Origin of the sequence: Natrinema gari JCM 14663 (assembly GCF_000337175.1) — an archaeon.
GTDB lineage: Archaea > Halobacteriota > Halobacteria > Halobacteriales > Natrialbaceae > Natrinema > Natrinema gari.
This window is the reverse complement of sequence record NZ_AOIJ01000051.1, coordinates 146812-165271: the sequence shown is the minus strand read 5'-3', so window position 1 is coordinate 165271 and position 18460 is coordinate 146812. Positions and strand designations below refer to the sequence as shown.

General features: G+C 66.0%; 14 protein-coding genes. 7 read left to right on the top strand and 7 right to left on the bottom strand.

Annotated elements, in window-relative coordinates:
• Positions 1-112: 112 nt before the first annotated feature.
• Together C486_RS10580 and C486_RS10575 are read right to left on the bottom strand one after the other, a co-directional pair.
• Positions 113-913 carry a PAS domain-containing protein gene (locus tag C486_RS10580; protein WP_049910452.1) on the bottom strand — a complete coding sequence of 267 codons (801 nt, stop codon included), beginning with the start codon at positions 911-913 and terminating at the stop codon, positions 113-115.
• 94 nt (positions 914-1007) lie between these two features.
• Positions 1008-1286 carry a HalOD1 output domain-containing protein gene (locus C486_RS10575; RefSeq protein ID WP_049888478.1) on the bottom strand — a complete coding sequence of 93 codons (279 nt, stop codon included), beginning with the start codon at positions 1284-1286 and terminating at the stop codon, positions 1008-1010.
• A gap of 272 nt (positions 1287-1558) precedes the next feature.
• Between C486_RS10575 and C486_RS10570 the strand changes: the two genes are divergently transcribed.
• From C486_RS10570 to hjc, 3 genes are all read left to right on the top strand, one after another.
• A complete protein-coding gene (locus tag C486_RS10570; RefSeq protein ID WP_008455919.1) occupies positions 1559-6028 on the top strand; it encodes a PAS domain S-box protein in 4470 nt (1489 codons plus the stop codon).
• A gap of 79 nt (positions 6029-6107) precedes the next feature.
• On the top strand, positions 6108-6920 hold the full coding sequence (locus tag C486_RS10565) for a CPBP family intramembrane glutamic endopeptidase (RefSeq protein WP_008455918.1): 813 nt from the start codon (positions 6108-6110) through the stop codon (positions 6918-6920).
• Positions 6921-6976: 56 nt separating this feature from the next.
• Positions 6977-7495, top strand: a complete 519-nt coding sequence (hjc, locus tag C486_RS10560; protein ID WP_008455917.1) for a Holliday junction resolvase Hjc — start codon at positions 6977-6979, stop codon at positions 7493-7495.
• Between the two features lie 37 nt (positions 7496-7532).
• On the opposite strand, the gene C486_RS10555 is transcribed toward hjc, so the two are convergent.
• Entirely contained in the window at positions 7533-8165 is a 633-nt protein-coding gene (locus tag C486_RS10555) for an SWIM zinc finger family protein (protein WP_049910419.1), read from the bottom strand.
• 184 nt (positions 8166-8349) lie between these two features.
• Here C486_RS10555 and C486_RS10550 point away from each other — a divergent pair, with 184 nt between their 5' ends.
• Positions 8350-8619 (top strand): DUF7472 family protein, encoded by a 270-nt coding sequence (locus tag C486_RS10550; protein WP_008455915.1) that lies wholly within the window; start codon positions 8350-8352, stop codon positions 8617-8619.
• Positions 8620-8682: 63 nt separating this feature from the next.
• Here C486_RS10550 and priL read toward each other — a convergent pair whose 3' ends face one another.
• Positions 8683-9768 carry a DNA primase regulatory subunit PriL gene (priL, locus tag C486_RS10545; RefSeq protein ID WP_008455914.1) on the bottom strand — a complete coding sequence of 362 codons (1086 nt, stop codon included), beginning with the start codon at positions 9766-9768 and terminating at the stop codon, positions 8683-8685.
• A 220-nt stretch (positions 9769-9988) separates the two neighbouring features.
• Between priL and C486_RS10540 the strand changes: the two genes are divergently transcribed.
• Positions 9989-10858, top strand: a complete 870-nt coding sequence (locus C486_RS10540; protein WP_008455913.1) for an alpha/beta fold hydrolase — start codon at positions 9989-9991, stop codon at positions 10856-10858.
• A 42-nt stretch (positions 10859-10900) separates the two neighbouring features.
• Here the strand turns inward: C486_RS10540 and C486_RS10535 are convergent, their stop codons facing one another.
• The 3 genes from C486_RS10535 to C486_RS10525 form a co-directional block, all read right to left on the bottom strand.
• Positions 10901-11194 (bottom strand): HalOD1 output domain-containing protein, encoded by a 294-nt coding sequence (locus tag C486_RS10535; protein ID WP_008455912.1) that lies wholly within the window; start codon positions 11192-11194, stop codon positions 10901-10903.
• A 175-nt stretch (positions 11195-11369) separates the two neighbouring features.
• Complete coding sequence (locus C486_RS10530; RefSeq protein WP_241432494.1) at positions 11370-15308, bottom strand: S8 family serine peptidase; 3939 nt, start codon at positions 15306-15308, stop codon at positions 11370-11372.
• 183 nt (positions 15309-15491) lie between these two features.
• A complete protein-coding gene (locus C486_RS10525) occupies positions 15492-16235 on the bottom strand; it encodes a DNA polymerase sliding clamp (protein WP_008455910.1) in 744 nt (247 codons plus the stop codon).
• A gap of 288 nt (positions 16236-16523) precedes the next feature.
• Here C486_RS10525 and C486_RS10520 point away from each other — a divergent pair, with 288 nt between their 5' ends.
• A complete protein-coding gene (locus tag C486_RS10520) occupies positions 16524-17525 on the top strand; it encodes an arsenic resistance protein (RefSeq protein WP_008455909.1) in 1002 nt (333 codons plus the stop codon).
• A gap of 159 nt (positions 17526-17684) precedes the next feature.
• On the top strand, positions 17685-18458 hold the full coding sequence (locus C486_RS10515; protein ID WP_008455908.1) for a 23S rRNA (uridine(2552)-2'-O)-methyltransferase: 774 nt from the start codon (positions 17685-17687) through the stop codon (positions 18456-18458).
• Positions 18459-18460 lie beyond the last annotated feature (2 nt).

Here is an 18460-nt window from a genome sequence, read left to right as displayed (position 1 = left end):
GCTGCTCTATTCACAAAGTTGTGGGTTTCAATCTCCGCTATTGTGGACCGTTATCGGGGTAGAAATCGGTCACGCCGGTGTCTTCTTTTCGGGACTTGTCGTTCGCTGGTCCTCACTCGTCGATCGGCTTGACGACAAACACCAAGCTTCCGTCCTCGAGTCCGCCGAGGCGAACCCGTGCCGCGAACGTCGGTCCTGTTTTTCGCCGGCCGGTACAGCTGCCGGTCCACCGCCATCCCTCCGTAACGGTCGGAATCGCGGCCGATTCGAGATGGCAGACGGCGTCGTCGGTGAACAGCTCCTGCCAGGGCGTGCCAGCGATGGCGTCGTGCTCGTAGCCAAACTGCATCGCGAAGGCGCGGCTCGCGAACTGGATCTCGCCGGAGTCGACGATGGCGATGGCGTCCCCGGCGAACTCGATGCTCGCCAGCGACCGCCGCGAGAGAGCCGTCAGCCGGTGGCGCTCGAGGAGGTCGTGGACGCGGTCGGCGAGTCGCGTGCGCGTCTCGTCCCGTTCGATCACGGCGGTCCAGTCGTATGACCGGACCGTCTCCGCGAGGGCGGGCGTCCGTTCGGCTGCGAGAACCATGATCGGCAGGTCCGGCGTGGCGGACCTGACCGTCTCGAGGTGGGTATCCAGCGTTTCGATGGCTGTTTCGGCCTCCCCTGCTGTGTCCGCACTCGCCGCCGTTCGTGGCAGTGGGACGACGAGGAAGTCGATGCCGTCGGTCTCGAGTTCCGTGACGGCGTCCGCGAGCGTGGCGGCTGTTTCGACGGTGGTTTCGGTTCCCTCGTCGGTGAACGCACGCTTGACGCGGTCCTGGACCGTTTCCTCGCCGACGACCAGGACGGTCACCCGCGTCGGTCGCGTTCGAACGGTTGGCTCCGTGGGGACTGTTGTTGGCGCTACCATGGAAAACACCGCCGATTGGTCTCCGATCGGGTGTCCCGTCCCCGCTCGTAACGACGTGTGCGGACGGACGGTCGTCGCTCGTTGCTCCCAGTGGTCATCGTGACGGGCCGGTGTCGCCGCCACTGTCGTGGCTCCGCTCATCGACCGTGACGGTCCCGTCACTTCGAACCTCGACGAGCACGCCGTAGTATTCGAACTCGACGTTGATATCCGCGGCCGAACCGGACCGGAAGAGTTGATCGAGCGCCTCGGGGTCGACGACGTTGTACAGCGGCTCGAGTTCGTGTGCATCGGTGTTGGTCGTGTCCGCGAGCGCCTCGACGACGCGCAGGCTGATCGAATCGCTGTGGTAATCAAGTGTCGTACCGGTCATCTCGATTGAAGGGACGTGAGCCATCGGTATCGGCCTGCCCGTTATACACGTTATTTCGCGTCGAGCGCGACACTACGTGTATAGTGTCGCGACGAGCCACGGGGATCGAACGGCTCAGATCACGTCGTTTACGGGCCGAGCGGCTCAAATACCGTTGTGATGGGTGTCGCGGTTCGGCGGTCGACCGCTCGCGATGAACCGTACTAGAAAGACGGGTATCGCGGGATGGAATCAACCGCGCGTATCATTGTCAGTCGTCCCATAGAAGGGGCATGGTCGTCGCCGCGGTACACACTGGAACGCTCGACGGTGCCACACGGAAGCCGATCGCACCGCTACTCGGGGCGGTCGTCGTGCTGGGCGCTGTCGGTCTCGGAATGGCGGTCTCCGACATCACGACCTTCGGACAGGGATTGGGGCCGGAACCCGGGCTGGTCGTCGTCGGACTCGCCGCGCGCAGCGGTACCGATCGATCGACCGATATCGAACGACTGACCGCCGATCTCCGTCGATTCGTCTCGCGTCTCGACGGCGATGCAGCCGCGTCGGCCGGCGACGAAACCGATGCTGAGGACGCGACCAGCGATGAGCCGATCGAGTTTACCGTCGACCGGGACGACGAGGTCGGACGGCTCTCGGAAGCCGTCGACGACCTCGCGACCGTGGCCCGCAACCGCGACCGCCGCCTCGAGCAGACCCGTGCGTTCACCGACGATATGCTCGATGCCGTCACCGATGTCGTCTACCTGCTCGACGAGGACGGCCGGGTACAGCGCTGGAACGAGGCGCTGGGCGAGGTCTCGGGCTACTCAGACGCCGAAATCGGCGAGATGCACGCGCTCGACTTCTTCGACGAAGCGGCTCACGACCTGGTCTCAACCGCGATCGAGGACGTCCTTGAGACGGGCGATGCGCGCGTCGAGGTGGCGTTACGAACGAAATCCGGCGAATCGATACCGTACGAGTTCGTCGCCTCACCGCTCGCCGATCCGGACGGCACCGAAGTCATCGCCGGCATCGGTCGCGACATCAGCGAGCGAACGGCCAAAGAGCAGCGCCTCGAGCGCCACGAGGCGTTCATGAACGACATCATCGACGCGTTAGACGACGTGTTCTACATCCTCGACGAGGACGGGAACTTCCGGCGCTGGAACGAAACACTGGTCGAGGTTTCGGGCTACTCGGACGCCGAGATCAGCGAGAGACACGCGCTGGACTTCTTCGACGAGGCGAATCGGGCCGTGATCCGCGACTCGATCGAGGACGCCTTCGAGACGGGCGATACACACGTCGAAGCGGCGTTGCAAACGAAATCCGGCGAATCGATACCGTACGAGTTCGTCGCCTCGGTGCTCGAGGATCCCGACGGCAACGCGGTCGAAGTCGGAATCGGCCGGGACATCACTGACCGCAAGGCAACGGAGCGGCGACTCCGCGAGCGCGAAACGCGCCTCGAGCGGACCATGCACATGCTCGAACAGTCCCAGCGGCTGGCCAACGTCGGGGCCTGGGAACTCGATGTTACCGAGGAGCCGCCTGACCCCCGGTGGACCGACGAGGTCAACCGGATTCACGGCCTCCCGCCCGACGCGGAGATCGGTCTGGATCGGGCCTTCGAGTTCTATCACCCGGCGGACCGGCCGTTGATCGAGGGGGCGGTCGAGCGTGCGATCGAGGACGGCGAGCCGTACGATCTCGAAGTCCGTCTGGTCACGGACGACGGGGAGCAGCGGTGGGTTCGGACGATCGGTGAACCCATCCGAGACGACGACGAGACCCCACACCCCGCCGACTGTCGGTCGGGGTCCGACGACGGCGAAATCGTCAAGCTCCGGGGCTCGTTTCAGGACATCACCGAGCGCAAGGAGCGTGAACGCGAACTCGAGCGGTCCGAGACGATCATTCAGGCGCTGGACGAACTGGTGTACACGCTCGACGCGGAAGGGCGGTTTACCTTCCTGAACGACGCTCTCACGTCGATCACCGGCTACGATCCTGAGGACCTGATCGGCGAGCACGTCTCGACCGTGATGGCCGAGGACGACCTCGAGACGGCTCGCGACCGGATCCGTGAGTTGCTGCGCGCCGGCGACCCCGCTCGGACGTTCGAGATGAAACTCGAGACCGCCGACGGCGACGAGATCGATACGGAGAACCACATGGCGCTGTTGCCGATGCCCGACGGCGAGTTCGCCGGGACTGCAGGCGTCGTCCGTGACATTACCGAGCGCAAGGAGCGCGAACGTGACCTCGAGCGCTTCGAGACGATCATTCAGGCGCTGGATGAACTGGTGTACACGCTCGACGCGGAGGGGCGGTTCACCTTCCTGAACGACGCCGCCAAGCCGATACTCGGCTACGACCCCGAGGACCTGATCGGCGAACACGCCGCGGCGATCATTCCATCGGACGACATCGAGCGGGCACGGGACATGATTCGGGAACTGCTGCGGTTCGACGAACCCTCTCGAACGGTCGAGGTCGTCCTCGAGACGGCCGATGACGAACAGATCGATATCGAAAACCACATGGCGCTGTTGCCGATGCCCGACGGCGAGTTCGCCGGGACTGCAGGCGTCGTCCGTGATATCACCGAGCGCAAGGAGCGCGAACGTGACCTCGAGCGAACGACGGAACTGCTCAAACAGGCCGAACGCCTCGCCGGCATCGGCGGCTGGGAACTCGATGTCAGCGGGGACTCGCGGGAGGTGACCTTCACCGATGGGCTGCGTCGCCTGTACGAACTCCCGGCCGACGTGACACTCGATTCAGACCTGGCGTCCTCGTTCCCGCATCCGGAGGATCGACCCGCCGTCCTCGATACCGTCGACGCGGCGCTCGAGGACGGCGAGAGCTACGAGATCGAACACCGCATGCAGACAGTCGAGGGGAACGAACGGTGGGTTCGGTCGATCGGCGAACCCGTCCGCACGGACGGACGCCGGTCCGGCGGCGGCCGCCAGTCCGACGACATCGTCGGCGTCCGCGGGACGATTCAGGACATCACTGCGCACAAGGAACGCGAACTGGCACTCGAGTCGCTCCACAGCGCCGCCCGCGATCTGCTCGGGACCGAGACCGACGCGGAGATCGCGGAGCTGGTCGTCGACACCGCGGCGGAGATCCTCGACGCCGCTGGCGTGGCCGTCTATCGGCTTGATTCCGACGTGAACCAGCTCGAGCCAGTCGTCTACACGGACGGGTTCGAGACGCTCTGTGACGGCCCGCCGTCGGTCGCCGTCGGCGACGGCGACTCCGTCCTTTGGAACGCCTACGTGACGGGAACTGGAACCGTGGTCGACGATCCGATGTCGTTCGATCAGTCACGAGTCTTCGGCTCGACCGTCGAGAGCGGAGCCGTCGTCCCGATCGGCGATCACGGCGTGTTCGCGGTCGCGTCGGGCGAGACCCCGATCGACGCCGACGCCCGGCGACTGATCGAGACGCTCGTCGCCACGACCGAGGCCGCGTTCGACCGCCTCGAGAGCGAGGCCAGCCTCCGCGAGCGGGAAGCGGAACTCGAGGAACGAAACCGGCGGCTCAACCGCCAGATCGAGAGCACGGAACTCATCAGGCGGATCGATCAGTTGCTCATCGGGGCCGACAGCAGGGCCGAAATCGAGCGAACCGTTCCCGACCGCCTGCTCGAGGCCGACAACATCGCGTTCGCGTGGATCGGGACCCTCGACCCCAGCAGCACGCGACTCGAACCCCGCGCCTGGGCCGGACAGCGACAGACGTATTTGGACGACGTGTCCCTCGAGTACGACGCGTCGATGGAGCCCGCCGTCCGGACCGCCCGAACGGAAACGACGTCGCTCGTCTCGAACGCCGTCGAGGGGCTCCAGGGTGAGGGCTGGCGGCGACACGCTCTGGATTGTGGGTTCCAGTCGGTCATCAGCGTCCCGCTGTCCTACGCGGAGTACACCTACGGCGTTCTCACGGTGTACGCCGCCGAGCCCGACGCGTTCGGGGACCTCGAGCGGACGGTACTGACGGAACTCGGAGAGGGGATCGCGAACGCGATTACGGCGGTGAAAACGCGGGAGGCGCTCCACGCCGAGCGGCTGCTCGAACTCACGCTCCGGATCGGGGGCGCGGACGATCTGCTCTCTCGCATCGCGACGACCACGGGGACCCACGTCGAGTACGAGGGGCTCGGCTCACACTCGACCGACGAGACGCTGTTGTTCTTCGAAACGAGCGGCGTTCCGGCCGACGACGTGCGGTCGATTCTCGACGATCTCGTTTCAGTCACTGACTATCGGCTGCTCGCTGAGGCCGACGGTAACTGTCGCTTCGAGGCGACGATCACCGGCGATGTCGTCGCCTCGCGGCTGGTCCGTCACGGTGCCAGTCCGCGCTCGATGCACGCGACCGACGACGGCATCGAGGTGACCGTCGATGTCCCGACGGGAACCGACGTTCGCGAGTTCGTCGAGACGCTTCGGGACCAGTACGCGACCGTCGAACTGCAGGCTCGCAGCCACGTCGAGCGCCCGACGGGAACGGGAAGCGAACTCGTGGCCTCCCTGTTCGACGCCCTCACGGACCGGCAACTCGAGGTGTTGCGGACGGCCTACTTCGCCGGCTTCTTCGACTGGCCTCGAGAGAGCACCGGCGAGGAGATCGCTGCGATGCTCGGCGTGACGCAACCGACGGTCAACCGACACTTGCGGATCGGTCAGCAGCGGGTGTTGGCACGGTTGTTCGAGGACGAACTGCCGGCGGCGGCGGAGTGACCCCGTCCGGACGGGAGTCGTCGGCCGACCAGGTTCCGAGAGAGGAACGCCCAAGGGGACGGTGGTCGTAGCCGCGTCCATGGAAACATCCGACCGGCAGCGCCAAGACGGGCCGCTCCGATCGACACTCATCGCCGTCGGACTGACGGCGTTCGGCCTTCTCGCCGCGAACCTGGCTACGCTTCCGGCCATCGCGCTCGACCCGTTGCTGATCGAGTCGCCAGCGGAGGCGTCGATCACCGCCCGAACGGTATATATGAGCCTGAACTTCCTCGGGTTCGCCCTCGCCGGCGGGCTCTATCTCGCCGCGACCGATCGCGGCTGGTCGTACGTCGACCTGCGGGCACCGACGAGGCGGGAGTGGCTGTACGTCGTCGGCGGTATCGTCGGTATCATCGCGTTCTACGTCCTCGTCAACGTCGTCGTCCAGTCGCTTTCCCTGCCGTCGGCCGACAACCAGGTCATGTCGCTCATCGATAACGACCCGCAGATGGTGCTGATCATGATCGGCATCGTCTTCTTTTTCAACGCGCCGGCCGAGGAGTTCCTCTTCCGGAACGTCGTGCAAAAGCGGCTCTACGACGCCTTTAGCCGGAGGAACGCGATCGTCATCGCCAGCGCGATTTTCGCGCTCGTCCATCTGCTGTCGTACGCCCTGCTGTCCGAGTCGCGGCTCGCAACCGTGGTCCCCATCGTCGTCGTCTTCGGCGGCGCGCTCATCTTCGGCTTCCTCTACGCCAAAACGGACAACCTCTTCGTTCCGATCGCCGCCCACGCCACGCTCAACGCCCTCCAGTTCGGGCTGCTCTACATCGCACTGCAGTACGACATCGAGGACCCGGAGGCCGCCACGTCGTTGCTCGTCGAGGTCGTCGCGACCGCCGTCCCGTAATCGCCACCCGGGATCGGGTCCGATCCTTTAATATCGCCGGCCAGTGAGAGGGTGGTATGTCCCAGGCGAAGGGCGACCGTCGCGAGCGGGAACTCGTCAACGAACTCGACGAGGCCGGCTTCGCGGTGATGCGCGCGCCCGCGAGCGGATCCGCGACCGACCGCGAACTCCCCGACGTGCTCGCCGGCGACGGCGAGCGCTTCTACGCGATCGAGGCGAAATCGAGTTCAGGCGACCCGATCTATCTCACCGGCGAGGAGGTCGAGGCGCTGACGTTTTTCGCACGGAACTTCGGCGCGAAACCCCGAATCGGGGTCCGCTTCGACCGCGAGGACTGGTACTTCTTCCACCCCGGCGACCTCTACGTCACCGACGGCGGCAACTACCGCGTCAAGAAGGAGACGGCGCTGGCGAAGGGCACCGATTTCCCCGAGTTTACCGGCCGATCGGAGAAGGTCACGCTCGAGGCGGTCGGCGACGGCGACGACGGCCCGGACGAGGAGATCGTCCGCGTCCTGAACGCGGTCGAACAGGGCGTCATGGACGTCGACGAGGCCGCGGGGCTGCTCGAGTGAGCCACGTGGCGAGCGCGAGCGGTCCGTGGCCCGACTTTCACGCCGAGTCGGTGGCTCGTCGCAGCCGCGTCCGCGGGAAGACGTAGACCTTCAGCGACGCGGGGACGACGCCGTTGCTGGCGACGGTGGCGTGGTGGTAGACCGCGCCGACGACGGGAACGTCCGGCTCGTAGCCTTCGTTCGTCCCGTACTCGGCGACGGTACAGCCGGCCGCCTCGAGTTCGACGGCGTCGGCCCGGAGGTCCGAGACGTCGACGACGGTGAGGCGGTCGCCCGTCTCGCGGTCGATGACGCCGTCACCCGGGGCGATCGCGTGATCGGCGCAGTAAAACGGCCCGGTCGCGTCCTCGTCGACGACCATCGTCTCGTCGCAGTCGTGACACGCGACGGCGATCTCCCCCGGTGGCGGGGTACGCCCGTCCGTGATCTCGATCGCGACCCGGCGCACGTGCTTGCACCGGACCCCGCGGAAGACGTGATCCGGACAGGTGCACCGCCCCGCCTCGAGATCGACGAGATAGGTGTGGTCGCTCGCGGACTCGACTTCGTAGAGGCCGTCGCCGAGCGGGCGCACCGACATCGGCTCGGTGCGCGCGCGGCGCGATCGCTCCGTGAGGTGGTCCGGAGACGGCACTGGCAGCGGTGCTTTCGGTGACGCTGTTGTTTTCATGGATGCGTCGAAGGTGGAACTCGCTAGTCGGCTGGCTATTCGATAGAGGTAGGGGCTCGGGAATCTTAACGGTCGCGCCTGCGCTCGCAAGGGCGGCGTTTATGCCGGCGATCGGTCCGGATCGGTCGCCGCTCGAGGCCCCCTTCGAAGCGCTTTTCACCGGGCCGAAGAAAGCGAGTAGCCAATGGTCGAACGCGAACAGGTCATCGAAATCGGCGTGGCCGTCGGTGCGGTCGCCGTGATGCTGGCAGCCATGCTCACCATCGGGTCCGCCTACGGAGCCGAGAACAGTACGCTCTCACCCACGGGTGGGCAGATGCTCGTCGGCGTGATCGTCGGCTTCATCTTCCTGATGACCGCGGTCGGCGTCGGACTGGCCTACACGCTGAACGATCCCGAAGACGATCTCGACGCGAACGACGACGAGAACGGCGACGCGCAGGGAACGGCCTGACCCCGTCGCGACGCTTTCGGTCGTTGCTCGGCCTCCAATCGACGCTCCGCCTTCGAAACGACCTCAGTCCCCGCTTGCGGACTGGCCGTCGGTCTCGTTTTCCCGCCAGTCCTCGAGTTCCTCGTCGTCGGCGTCGTCGATCCGCTGTTCGTAGTACGCCATCGGATGTGGAATGCGTTCACAGAGGTCGTCCTTGTTGACGCAGTCGCCGTAGGACTGCATGGTCGCACAGGAGGGCGCGGAGTACTCCGTCGGCGAACTGTCCCCGCGGATGTGGTCGGTCTGATAGCGAGTCATCTCCTCGCCGAACGACGAGTTGACTCGGTAGAGGTCGACGATCTCGTCGGTCGTCATGCCGATGCTCGTCAGGAAGGCAGTGATCGCAAAGCGGGAGTGATGGGAGAGGTGTTCGCCCTTCTGGATCTGATCGAGCAGTGCCTTCATACAGGGCGGGAACAGGTCCGGCACGACGGTGTCGATGTCCTGGGTGAGGTCGAGGTCGGCGAGCACCTCGCGGATCTCGGCGGCGTCGTCCTCGAGTCCGGCCGCGATCGTCTCGGGGACGTCGAAGGGAAGCCCGTCCTCGATGCGGCTCCGGATCGCCTCCCGCAGAAGCGTACGGAGGTCGTCCTCATCGACGGGCACCTCGCCCGCGTCCAGCGGCTGGTTGACGAGCCGCCACTCGTCGTCCCACAGGTCCGCCGCCAGCGGCAGATAGGTGCCGACGTCGATCCGGTAGCCGTCGCCGCTCGACTCGCGGACGGCCTCGCCCACGTCGAACTCGGCGAGCAGGTCCTCGAGCGCGAGCCCCGTCGATTCGACGCTTTTCAGTTCGGTGGTGTCGGTCATGTCGGCGGTGAACCGCTCGTAGGCCGTCGCGGCCTCGGCGCGGGCGTACTTGCGGACGAGCACGCGTTCGCCGATCATCGAAACGAGCACCCGTGCGACCGGGTAGGAGAGCAACTCGATGCGGGCGTCGCGGTGTGATTCCCCGGTCGACCCCGCCTCGAGCGCGGTAATAACGCGTTGGCGCGCGCGATCGACGACCGCCCGGTCCTGCTCGACGACGGTTGCAAGATCGACCGCCTCCGTCGCGACGGACTCGCGGGCCGCCTCAAGAAACGGGTACCGGGCGTGGAGTCGCTGCATCGGTAAGACGATTTTACTCCGGCGGGATAAACGCGCTGATTATCCCAATCACCCTTTATCAATGACGCCGGGGTCGCCGGCTCGCTACCGGTCCCGGCCGTCGCCGGTACTGTCGGGGGCCGGCCGTCACGGCGGTGGGAAAATCGGAGTCCCCCGCCAGTGGCGTCGAGCCGACCGTCGGAGGATCGATTTCAAGGGCGTTCGACACGTCGGGTCGGGCATGCCACAGGCGACGAGAGACGGCGTGTCGATCTATTACGAGTACGAGCGAAGCGACGGCGAGGGCCGGTCGCCGGTCGTCTTCGTACAGGGGCTCGGGTTCGGACGGTGGATGTGGCGCTGGCAGCGCGAGGCCGTCGCCGACGAGTACGACGTGGTCGCCCCCGACAACCGGGGAACCGGCCGCTCGGATGTCGGCCTCCCGCCGCTCGTTGCCCGCCTCCCCGGGACGCTTCGAGGGCTCGTGTTGCTCAAACTGGCCGGCTACTCGATCGGCGGGCTGGCGGCCGATCTCGAGGCCGTCCTCGACGACGTGGGGATCTACGATGCCCACGTCGTCGGCGCGAGCATGGGCGGGATGATCGCCCAGCGTTACGCGCTCGAGTACTCCCGGGCGAAGTCGCTGACGCTGTGCTGTACGAGCCACGGTGGCCCCGATGCCGCGCCGGTCCCCGAGGAGACACAGGCACACATGTTCGACACGCCCGACGGAGCCAGCCAGCGGGAGACGTTCCGCCATCGGATGCGTCCCGCGTTCACCGAGCGGTTCACGAACCGGAACCCCCATCTGATGGATCGAATCCTCGAGTGGCGACTCGAACAGGACGCTGACGACCCGGCTCGCGAGGCCCAGGCCGCCGCCGTTCGGAACTTCGATATCAGCGACCGTCTCGACGGGCTTCGCGTCCCGACGCTGCTCCTCCACGGGACGAACGACCGGGTGGTCCCCGTCGAGAACGCGCGGCTGCTCGAGGAGAACATCGCGGACAGCCGCCTCGAACTCGTCGAGGGCGGCTCACACCTGTTCTTCATCGAAGACGCCGCCGAGGTCACCGAGGCGGTACTGTCGTTTATCGACGCGCAGGACTGAGCGGCGGACTCGAACGATCGGCGCAGTCGTCTCGGGCGGCCGTCAGGGTACGTCTCGGAGTCGAATCTCGCCGTCGCTCCGGACGCCGACATCGACTCCCTCGTAGGTGAACCACACCCAGTGGGTGCCGCCGTTGCCGACTCGCTGGGCGTGCTCGACGATGGCGTCGAGCGCGTCCGGATCGACGGCGTCGTAGAGGGGAGAAAGCTCGATCGGCGGCACATCGCGAACCACAGCGACCGCGGTGACGACGGCATTACTCGGCCGCTCGTCCGCAGGATCGAACGTCGTGACGAAATCGGCGTCGCGTCGCGACGAATCGTCGGTCGGGGGCATAGATCGGTTACGACGGCGCGACTGGTAGTCACGATCCTTTCTATGTAACGTTATTAAGGACCCGCGCCGTCGTTCCATCCGGACTCGAGTCCGCGTCCGTGAATCGGCCTCGAATCCGGCCGCCGCTCGAACGCGGGCCCTCCCCGCGTCGGCCGCGACTCGAGCGGCGACCGGACTATGCTGCGCTCGGCGTCGGCGAGATGGATCGGTCGCTCGCTGGTGCCACGAGCTCGCTCCCACCGGCAGTCTCGTCGGTGACCGTGACGGTTCGGATCACGCGGTCGTCCGCGGTGAAGACGCCGATCCGACTGGGTCCGGTAGCCTGTTCCTCGAGGACTTCGGCCGTGATCTCGAGCGTCGTCGTCTCGCCGGCTTCGAGTTCGACGACCGTACTATTGATCGCGACGATATCGTCGGTCAGCCGTGCTCGCTTCCCGTCTTCGAGACCCGGACCGAACTCGACGTCGACGATCTGTGACGCCCGTTCGGTGCCCCGGTTCTCGAGTTCGTACGTGACCGTATACTCGTCGCCGACGTCGAGGTCCGTCTCGTTCACGGTGACAGCCGTGATCTCGAAGAAGGCGTCCGACTCGAGTTCGATGGTGTCAGTCTCGTCCAGCCGAACGGTCTTCGGTTCGAAGTCCTCGGCCGTGACGGTCACCTCCTGTTCGACAGCGGTCGGGAGGGCCGGGAGCGTGAAGGTCCCGTCGGCACCGGTCGTCGCCGAGACGGTGGTGTTCTCCACATGAACGGTTGCCCCTGCGACGGGCGCACCGTCGGCGCGCCGTTGGACGGTTCCCGTTCGTCGCTCGGCGTCGATCTCGAGGTCCTCGTAGGCCGCGTCGAGCGTCGTTCCCTCGGCGACGGTTGGCTCGAGTTGGCCGTCCTCAGTCGCGAACACGAGGTAGCCGGTGAAGGGACTGACTGCGTTCGTAGTCTCGTCGAAGAGTTCGATGCCGTCGAACTCGCTCTCGGGAACCATCTTCGAGTCAGGGGCCCGCTGAACCCGGGTCACGCTCCGGATGGCGTCCGAATCGTGACTGAACGCGTCCTCGGGGTCGTCGTAGACGGGCGGCGCGACGAAGTTCCAGCCCCGCTTGATGTCGCGCGGTTCGGTCACTCCGTCACCGGTACCGGGCGTCCCGGCCATTTCGACGGTTATCGTCGTGTCTTCGACCGGACTCACGAGGAGCGCGTCGAGCGGCTCGACTTCGTCGTCCCGGCTCGGCTGCTCCCAGCCCTGCGTCGTTTCGTTGTACATCAAGACCATGGCGTGGGTCCCGTTCGGAACGACGTCACCGACAGTGCCACCTTCCACCGGGCCCGGCAGCCCGACGGAGTAGACCTTCCCACCCTCCATCGAGAGTTCGAACGTCGGATCGCTGCCGACCGTGAGGTTCCGTTCGACCGGGTCGAGATCCTCGTTGAACCGGGCCGTCGTGCTCGCCGGTCCGTAGCTGGTCGCGTTCGCAGTGACCGTCCACTCGCCGGGCGCGTCGACGATGATGGCGTACTCCCCGTCGCTATCGGTGACGGTACTGACTCGTCCGTCGCCGTTCGTCGCCGTGACCTCGATGCCGGGCAGTGGGCTGCCCGTGTCCGCGTCGGTTACCGTCCCCGTGAGTTCGCCGCCGACGATTTCGGTGGTGAACTCCTCCTTCTGGATCGGTGCCAGCGTGCCGTCGAGGAGCACGAACCGGTGATCGACGGTCTCGCCGGTGTCGGCGATGTACGACCACGGCGTCGGCGTGCCATCACCGTACGAGAGGGTGCGATTGTACGTCGTGGTTTCGCCCGGCTCGAGTTCGAACTCCTCGGACGCGAAGTCCCCGATCGGCGTCTTCCAGACCACGGTGCCGTTCTGGGTGACGTCATCGTCCGTGTTCTTGACGACGACTTCACCCGGTGCGATCTGCTCACTGGCCAGCGCCTCATCGACGATGTCCGTCTCGACGATTCGGAGGGGGTCAGCCTCCGTGACCTCGGTGACGACGGTCGTCGGCCCAGTCGTGACCGTTTCGGTCGTCCCGTCGCTCCCGACGAACGTGTGCTCGAGTACGACCGTTTCGCCCGCGGTGTCCGCGCCGTCGACGGTCACCTCGAGCGTCGCAGGCGTCGCGGTCAGCGGTTCGTCGAACGTGACGGTGTCGCCCAGCACGTCGGATTCGATGCCGACGAGATCGACGGTCACGTTCGCTTCGTCGACCGTCGATTCGTTACTCAGTTCGACGGTGAGCGCCTCCGCGTGGGCGACGTCGACCGCAACGTCGGCCGTCCGTCCCGCTTCGAGTTCGCTGGGTTGTCCCTGCACGACCTCGAGAGCGAACTGCTCGTCGAGGACGATATCCCGTTCGACCGACCCGCTCGCATCGATCGTGGCCGTCGCATTCTCGTAGCCGAACGCACCGGCAGCGGTCACGTTGTATCGGCCCTCGGTCACGTCGAACGCGAAGGTTCCGTCGGCGGCGTACTGTGTCCGACCCGCGTCGTCGACCGTGACTGACGGGCCGCTCCCGTCGGGCACGCCCTCCGCGCGATCCGTGATCGGGGTCCCGTCGCCGTCGACAACGGTTCCCTCGATCCGACTATCGTCCGCCAGCGCTGCGGACGCCGCGTACGCGTCGATGATGCCGTACCCGTACCGGACGTCGCGTTCGGTGTCGGTGTACAGACTCTCGTACTGCGCGTCGCTCACCGCCTTCGCGTCGGCGGCGACCTGCTTACTGATCCTGTCGGGTGCCGGCTTTGTCGCCGTCTCCTCGAGAAGTGCTTTTATCTCAGCCGGATCGTCGGCACCCTGCGCGGCCAGGAGTGCGGCCACCCCGCTGGTGTGTGGCGCGGCCATACTGGTGCCGGACAACTCCGCGTAGGCGTCGTCGCCGCCGGTGTAGGAACTCCGGACGTCCACGCCGGGCGCGGAGACGTCCGGCGTCACGTACGACTCGGGCCAGTCGTCCGGCGCGATCGGGCCCCAGTCCTCGTCGGTGGTCACCGTCCCACCGGTCGAGAAGTCGGCGATCTGCTCGTTCGCGTCCGTCGCACCGATCGCCAGCGCGTCGTAGACGTTCGCCGGCGTTCCTTCGGACGCCGGCCCGTCGTTGCCGGCGGAACTGACGACGAGCGTCCCCGCCTTCTGGGCGTTTCGGATCGCGTCGACGTAGATCCCTGCGAACCCGCTGCCGCCGAGGCTGAAGTTCGCCACGTCGGCGTCCTGCTCGACCGCTTCCTGCAGTCCGGCGACGATAGCTGCAAGCGTTGTCGACTCCCGGTCGGGCATCCCCGGGAAGACGCCGATCGGGATCAGCTCCGCGTCGGGTGCGACGCCGATCCGCTGGCCGTCGGCGTCACCGCCCAGGATCGTCCCGGCGACGTGGGTACCGTGCCCGTTCCGATCGTAGGGCTTGCTCTCGATTTCGCTGCCGTCGAAGTCGAACTCCGCCCAGTTGTCCGCGACGTCCTTCCGGTCCGCGAACTGCTCGTGGGACGCCGTGAGTCCGGTGTCGACGACGGCGACCGAGACGCCCTCACCGGTCGCGTTGAACTCCTCCCACACCGCGGGCGCGTTCACCTGCTCGAGGCCGTACGTGACCTCGCCGTCGGCGGGTGACCCGTCGGTCACGTTCGGCTCGCCGACCTCGACCTCGTAGTTCGGGTGGAGTTCGATCACTCCGTCGACCCGCGCGAGGTCCTCGAGATCGACCCGCGTCGTGTCGATCTCGACGAGGGCCGCGTTCGTGAGCCAGAACTCGGTGACGAGTTCGACGCCATCGACGCCGTCGGCGTACGTCTCGAGAGGCCGCTGTGTCGCGGCTGCTTCCCGCTTGAGCGCGGTCGCGCTCGCAGCGTCAGTTGCGGTTGCGAACTCCGAGACCGCGGCATCCATGCGGACGAACACCTCGACAGTGTCCGCCGCGGCCGCTGACTGCTCGAGCTCGGATGCAATCCGAACGTCCGCTCCTGACTGTGTCTGTACGTCCGAAACCGTAAGCGCGTCTCCGTCCGCCTCGGCACTCGCATCCGTGAGGCTTCCCGTTGCCGCGACGACTGGTGACGTCACCAGCAACAGCGTCATCAGCACCACGAACACGGTCGGTCGGCTGGAACCGTCCATCATTGTTGCGAGTAGCAATCGACATTACTAAAAGCAATAAAAGTATGCAATCCGGAAGGTATATGACTAATTAAAGTAGTCACTGGGAGTATATTAATCACTGTAGAGAATACCGCTGGTGCATTTCGTCCGGCACGGGCACACTTTCGCGAGAAAATCGGCGCTACTGCTCGCGTGGCGCGTTCGTCAGTCGCTCTGGATCCGCGGTGCGAGCATGTACGTGACCTGTCCCTTCCCCTCACCGAACCCGAAGTAAATCTTGACGGGGAACTCCTCTCCGAGGTCGAGCGTGACTTCGGTGTCCTTGGGAATCGCCTTGTTCATATCCTTGAGGTAGTCCAGCGAGAACAGCGAGTGAGCCGGGCCGACCTGCAGGTCGATCAGATCCTCCTGGGTGAGTTCGAGGTGGACGTCGTCGGTGTCGCCCTCCGCGTCGACGTAGAAGTACTCCTCGGTCTCGTCGACGCCGAGCGCGATGTGATCGGAGACCATGTCGGCGGCGGTCACCGAGCGGTTGACATCGTTGCCCTCGAGGACGACCTCCGCGGGTAGATCGAGGTCCGGAATGTCCGGCTCCTGGCGGATCGAATCGGGATCGATGAGCGCGAGCGTGTACTCGAGCCCGTCGATCTGGATGTGGAGCTTGCGGGTCTCCTCGTCGAGTTCGAGCTGGATGAGCTGGCCGGAATCGGCCATGCCAGCGATATCCTCGAGCCGCGAGAGGTCGACGCCGATCAGCCCGCCGTCCGCTTCGTAGGACTCGAACGCAGCCGCATCGAGCGAGAGGTCGACCATCCCGACGTTCGCCGGATCGACGGCCCGGATCTCCAGCCCGTCTTCCTCGAGGTGGATCTTGCACTCGTCGACCAACACGCTCACCGAATCGAGCGCGCTGGTGAGCGTTTCGGCGCTCACGATGGCCTTGAACATATAGGTCGGCGTACGGACGGTCGACATAAAAAGCCACCCTTTACGCGCGGCCTCGCTCGTGGTCGCCCTCGACTCGTGATCGGCGGCGGACCGGTAGACCGCGCCGCCTCGAGTCGCGGCCCGTCTGGACGGTTGGCGAGACTATATAGTAGCCACTGAAACGATTCACACCGATCGTCGGACTGTCGTCCGATCAGGTGTGCAGCGACGGTCAGTGGCTCCCATCGGACGGTCCCCCATCGCACGGAGACCGCGGCGTTTTCACTCTCACGACCGAATCCACGTCACATGATCGGTCCGCGTTGGCTCCAGCGACACCAGATCGCGGTTTACGCGGTCGCCGTTCTCCTCGCGCTCGGGATCGGACTCGGGAGGCCCGCCGCCGCGTCGTTCTTCGAGCGACTCATCACGCCCGTACTGGCGGTTCTCTTGTACGTGACCTTCCTCGAGATTCCGTTCGTCCGGTTCCGTCGGGCCGTCACGAACGGCCGGTTTATGGCCGCCGCCCTGGGGATGAACTTCCTCGTCGTGCCGGCGGTCGTCTACGGGCTGACTCGACTCCTCCCGCAAGAGCCCGTCCTCCTCGTGGGCGCGTTCATGGTGTTGCTGACGCCGTGTATCGACTACGTCATCGCGTTTACCGACCTTGCCGACGGCGACGCCGAGCAGATCACCGCCGCGACGCCGGCGCTGTTGCTCGTTCAATTACTCCTGTTACCGGCGTATCTCTGGCTGTTCATGGGCCGCCGGATCGCCGACATCGTCGATCCCGGGCCGTTCGTGGAGGCCTTCGCGACACTCATCGGGCTGCCGTTGGCGCTGGCGTGGCTGACCGAGGTGTGGGCGGCCCGCGCCGGACCGGGACGTCGCTTCCAGTCGGCGATGGGCTGGCTGCCCGTCCCGATGATGGCGGCGACGCTGCTGGTCGTCATCGCGTCGCAACTGCCCCGCGTGCAGGATTCGATCGGCCGCATCGCGTCGGTCGTCCCCGTTTACGTCGCGTTCCTCGTCGTGATGCCGTTGCTCGGCCGGTTCGTGGCCAACCGTCTGGGAATGGCGACCGGCGAGGCCCGCGCGCTCGTGTTTACGGCGACGACGCGGAACTCGCTCGTCGTGTTACCCCTCGCGCTCGCGTTGCCGGCGGGCTACGAACTCGTGCCTGCGGTCGTCGTGACCCAGACGCTCGTCGAACTGGCTGGGATGGTCGTTCTCACGCGTGCGGTGCCGGCGTGGCTCGTCCCCGAGGAGCCCAGCCGCGCGTTCGGACGGCTCGTTCTGCGCAACGACTGAGACCCGGTCGGGCTGCCGACCCCTCGGCGCAACTCGCTTTCCGGCCGCGCACGCGAGTTGCGTCAGCCCTTTCACCGCACGACGCATTTCTCAGTGTATGAGTGACGCGAACTCGAGTACGAGGAGACCGAAACCGACGCGAACGCCGGGCGGGGAGCCATGACGCGCGATCACTACTACAACAAGGCCAAACAGGAGGGGTACCGCTCCCGAGCGGCCTACAAGCTCAAACAACTCGACCGACTCGAGAACGTCATCGACCGCGGCGACACGGTCGTCGACCTCGGGGCCGCGCCCGGCGGGTGGCTCGAGGTGGCCGCCGAGGAAGTCGGCCCGGAAGGGAACGTCATCGGCGTCGACTTCCAGCGGATCGACGACTTCGAAGACCACGACAACGTCGAGACACTCCGCGGTGACATGACCGAGGACAAGACCCGCAAGCGGGTCGTCGACGCCGCCGACGGCTCCGTCGACGCCGTCATCTCGGACATGGCACCCAACATGTCCGGCGAATACTCGCTCGATCAGGCCCGCTCGCTCCACCTCGCTCGGCAGGCGTTCGAAACCGCCGACGAACTCCTCGACAGCGGCGGTGACTTCGTCGTGAAGGTCTTCGAAGGGCCGGACGTCGACGACTTCCGGGCCGACGCCGAAGCGGAGTTCCAGTACGTCCGCGCGACCTCGCCGAAGGCCAGCCGCGACGAGTCATCCGAGGTCTACTTCATCGGGAAAGGCCGGCTCACCGCCCCGGTACGGTCGGGCGACGAACTCGAGGTCGAAATCGAAAGCGTCGGAGACGAGGGCGACGGCATCGCGTCCGTCGACGGCTACCGGCTGTTCGTGTCCGGAGCCGACGAAGGGGACACGGTCGAGGTACGCGTCGAAGACGTCAAGCCGAACTTCGGGTTCGCCCAGCGACTCAACAAAACATAACT

Coding starts and splice junctions, on each gene's coding strand:
- C486_RS10580 (WP_049910452.1), bottom strand. CDS start 913: ATGGTAGCGCCAACAACAGTCCCCACGGAGCCAACCGTTCGAACGCGA.
- C486_RS10575 (WP_049888478.1), bottom strand. CDS start 1,286: ATGACCGGTACGACACTTGATTACCACAGCGATTCGATCAGCCTGCGC.
- C486_RS10570 (WP_008455919.1), top strand. CDS start 1,559: ATGGTCGTCGCCGCGGTACACACTGGAACGCTCGACGGTGCCACACGG.
- C486_RS10565 (WP_008455918.1), top strand. CDS start 6,108: ATGGAAACATCCGACCGGCAGCGCCAAGACGGGCCGCTCCGATCGACA.
- hjc (WP_008455917.1), top strand. CDS start 6,977: ATGTCCCAGGCGAAGGGCGACCGTCGCGAGCGGGAACTCGTCAACGAA.
- C486_RS10555 (WP_049910419.1), bottom strand. CDS start 8,165: ATGAAAACAACAGCGTCACCGAAAGCACCGCTGCCAGTGCCGTCTCCG.
- C486_RS10550 (WP_008455915.1), top strand. CDS start 8,350: ATGGTCGAACGCGAACAGGTCATCGAAATCGGCGTGGCCGTCGGTGCG.
- priL (WP_008455914.1), bottom strand. CDS start 9,768: ATGCAGCGACTCCACGCCCGGTACCCGTTTCTTGAGGCGGCCCGCGAG.
- C486_RS10540 (WP_008455913.1), top strand. CDS start 9,989: ATGCCACAGGCGACGAGAGACGGCGTGTCGATCTATTACGAGTACGAG.
- C486_RS10535 (WP_008455912.1), bottom strand. CDS start 11,194: ATGCCCCCGACCGACGATTCGTCGCGACGCGACGCCGATTTCGTCACG.
- C486_RS10530 (WP_241432494.1), bottom strand. CDS start 15,308: ATGATGGACGGTTCCAGCCGACCGACCGTGTTCGTGGTGCTGATGACG.
- C486_RS10525 (WP_008455910.1), bottom strand. CDS start 16,235: ATGTTCAAGGCCATCGTGAGCGCCGAAACGCTCACCAGCGCGCTCGAT.
- C486_RS10520 (WP_008455909.1), top strand. CDS start 16,524: ATGATCGGTCCGCGTTGGCTCCAGCGACACCAGATCGCGGTTTACGCG.
- C486_RS10515 (WP_008455908.1), top strand. CDS start 17,685: ATGACGCGCGATCACTACTACAACAAGGCCAAACAGGAGGGGTACCGC.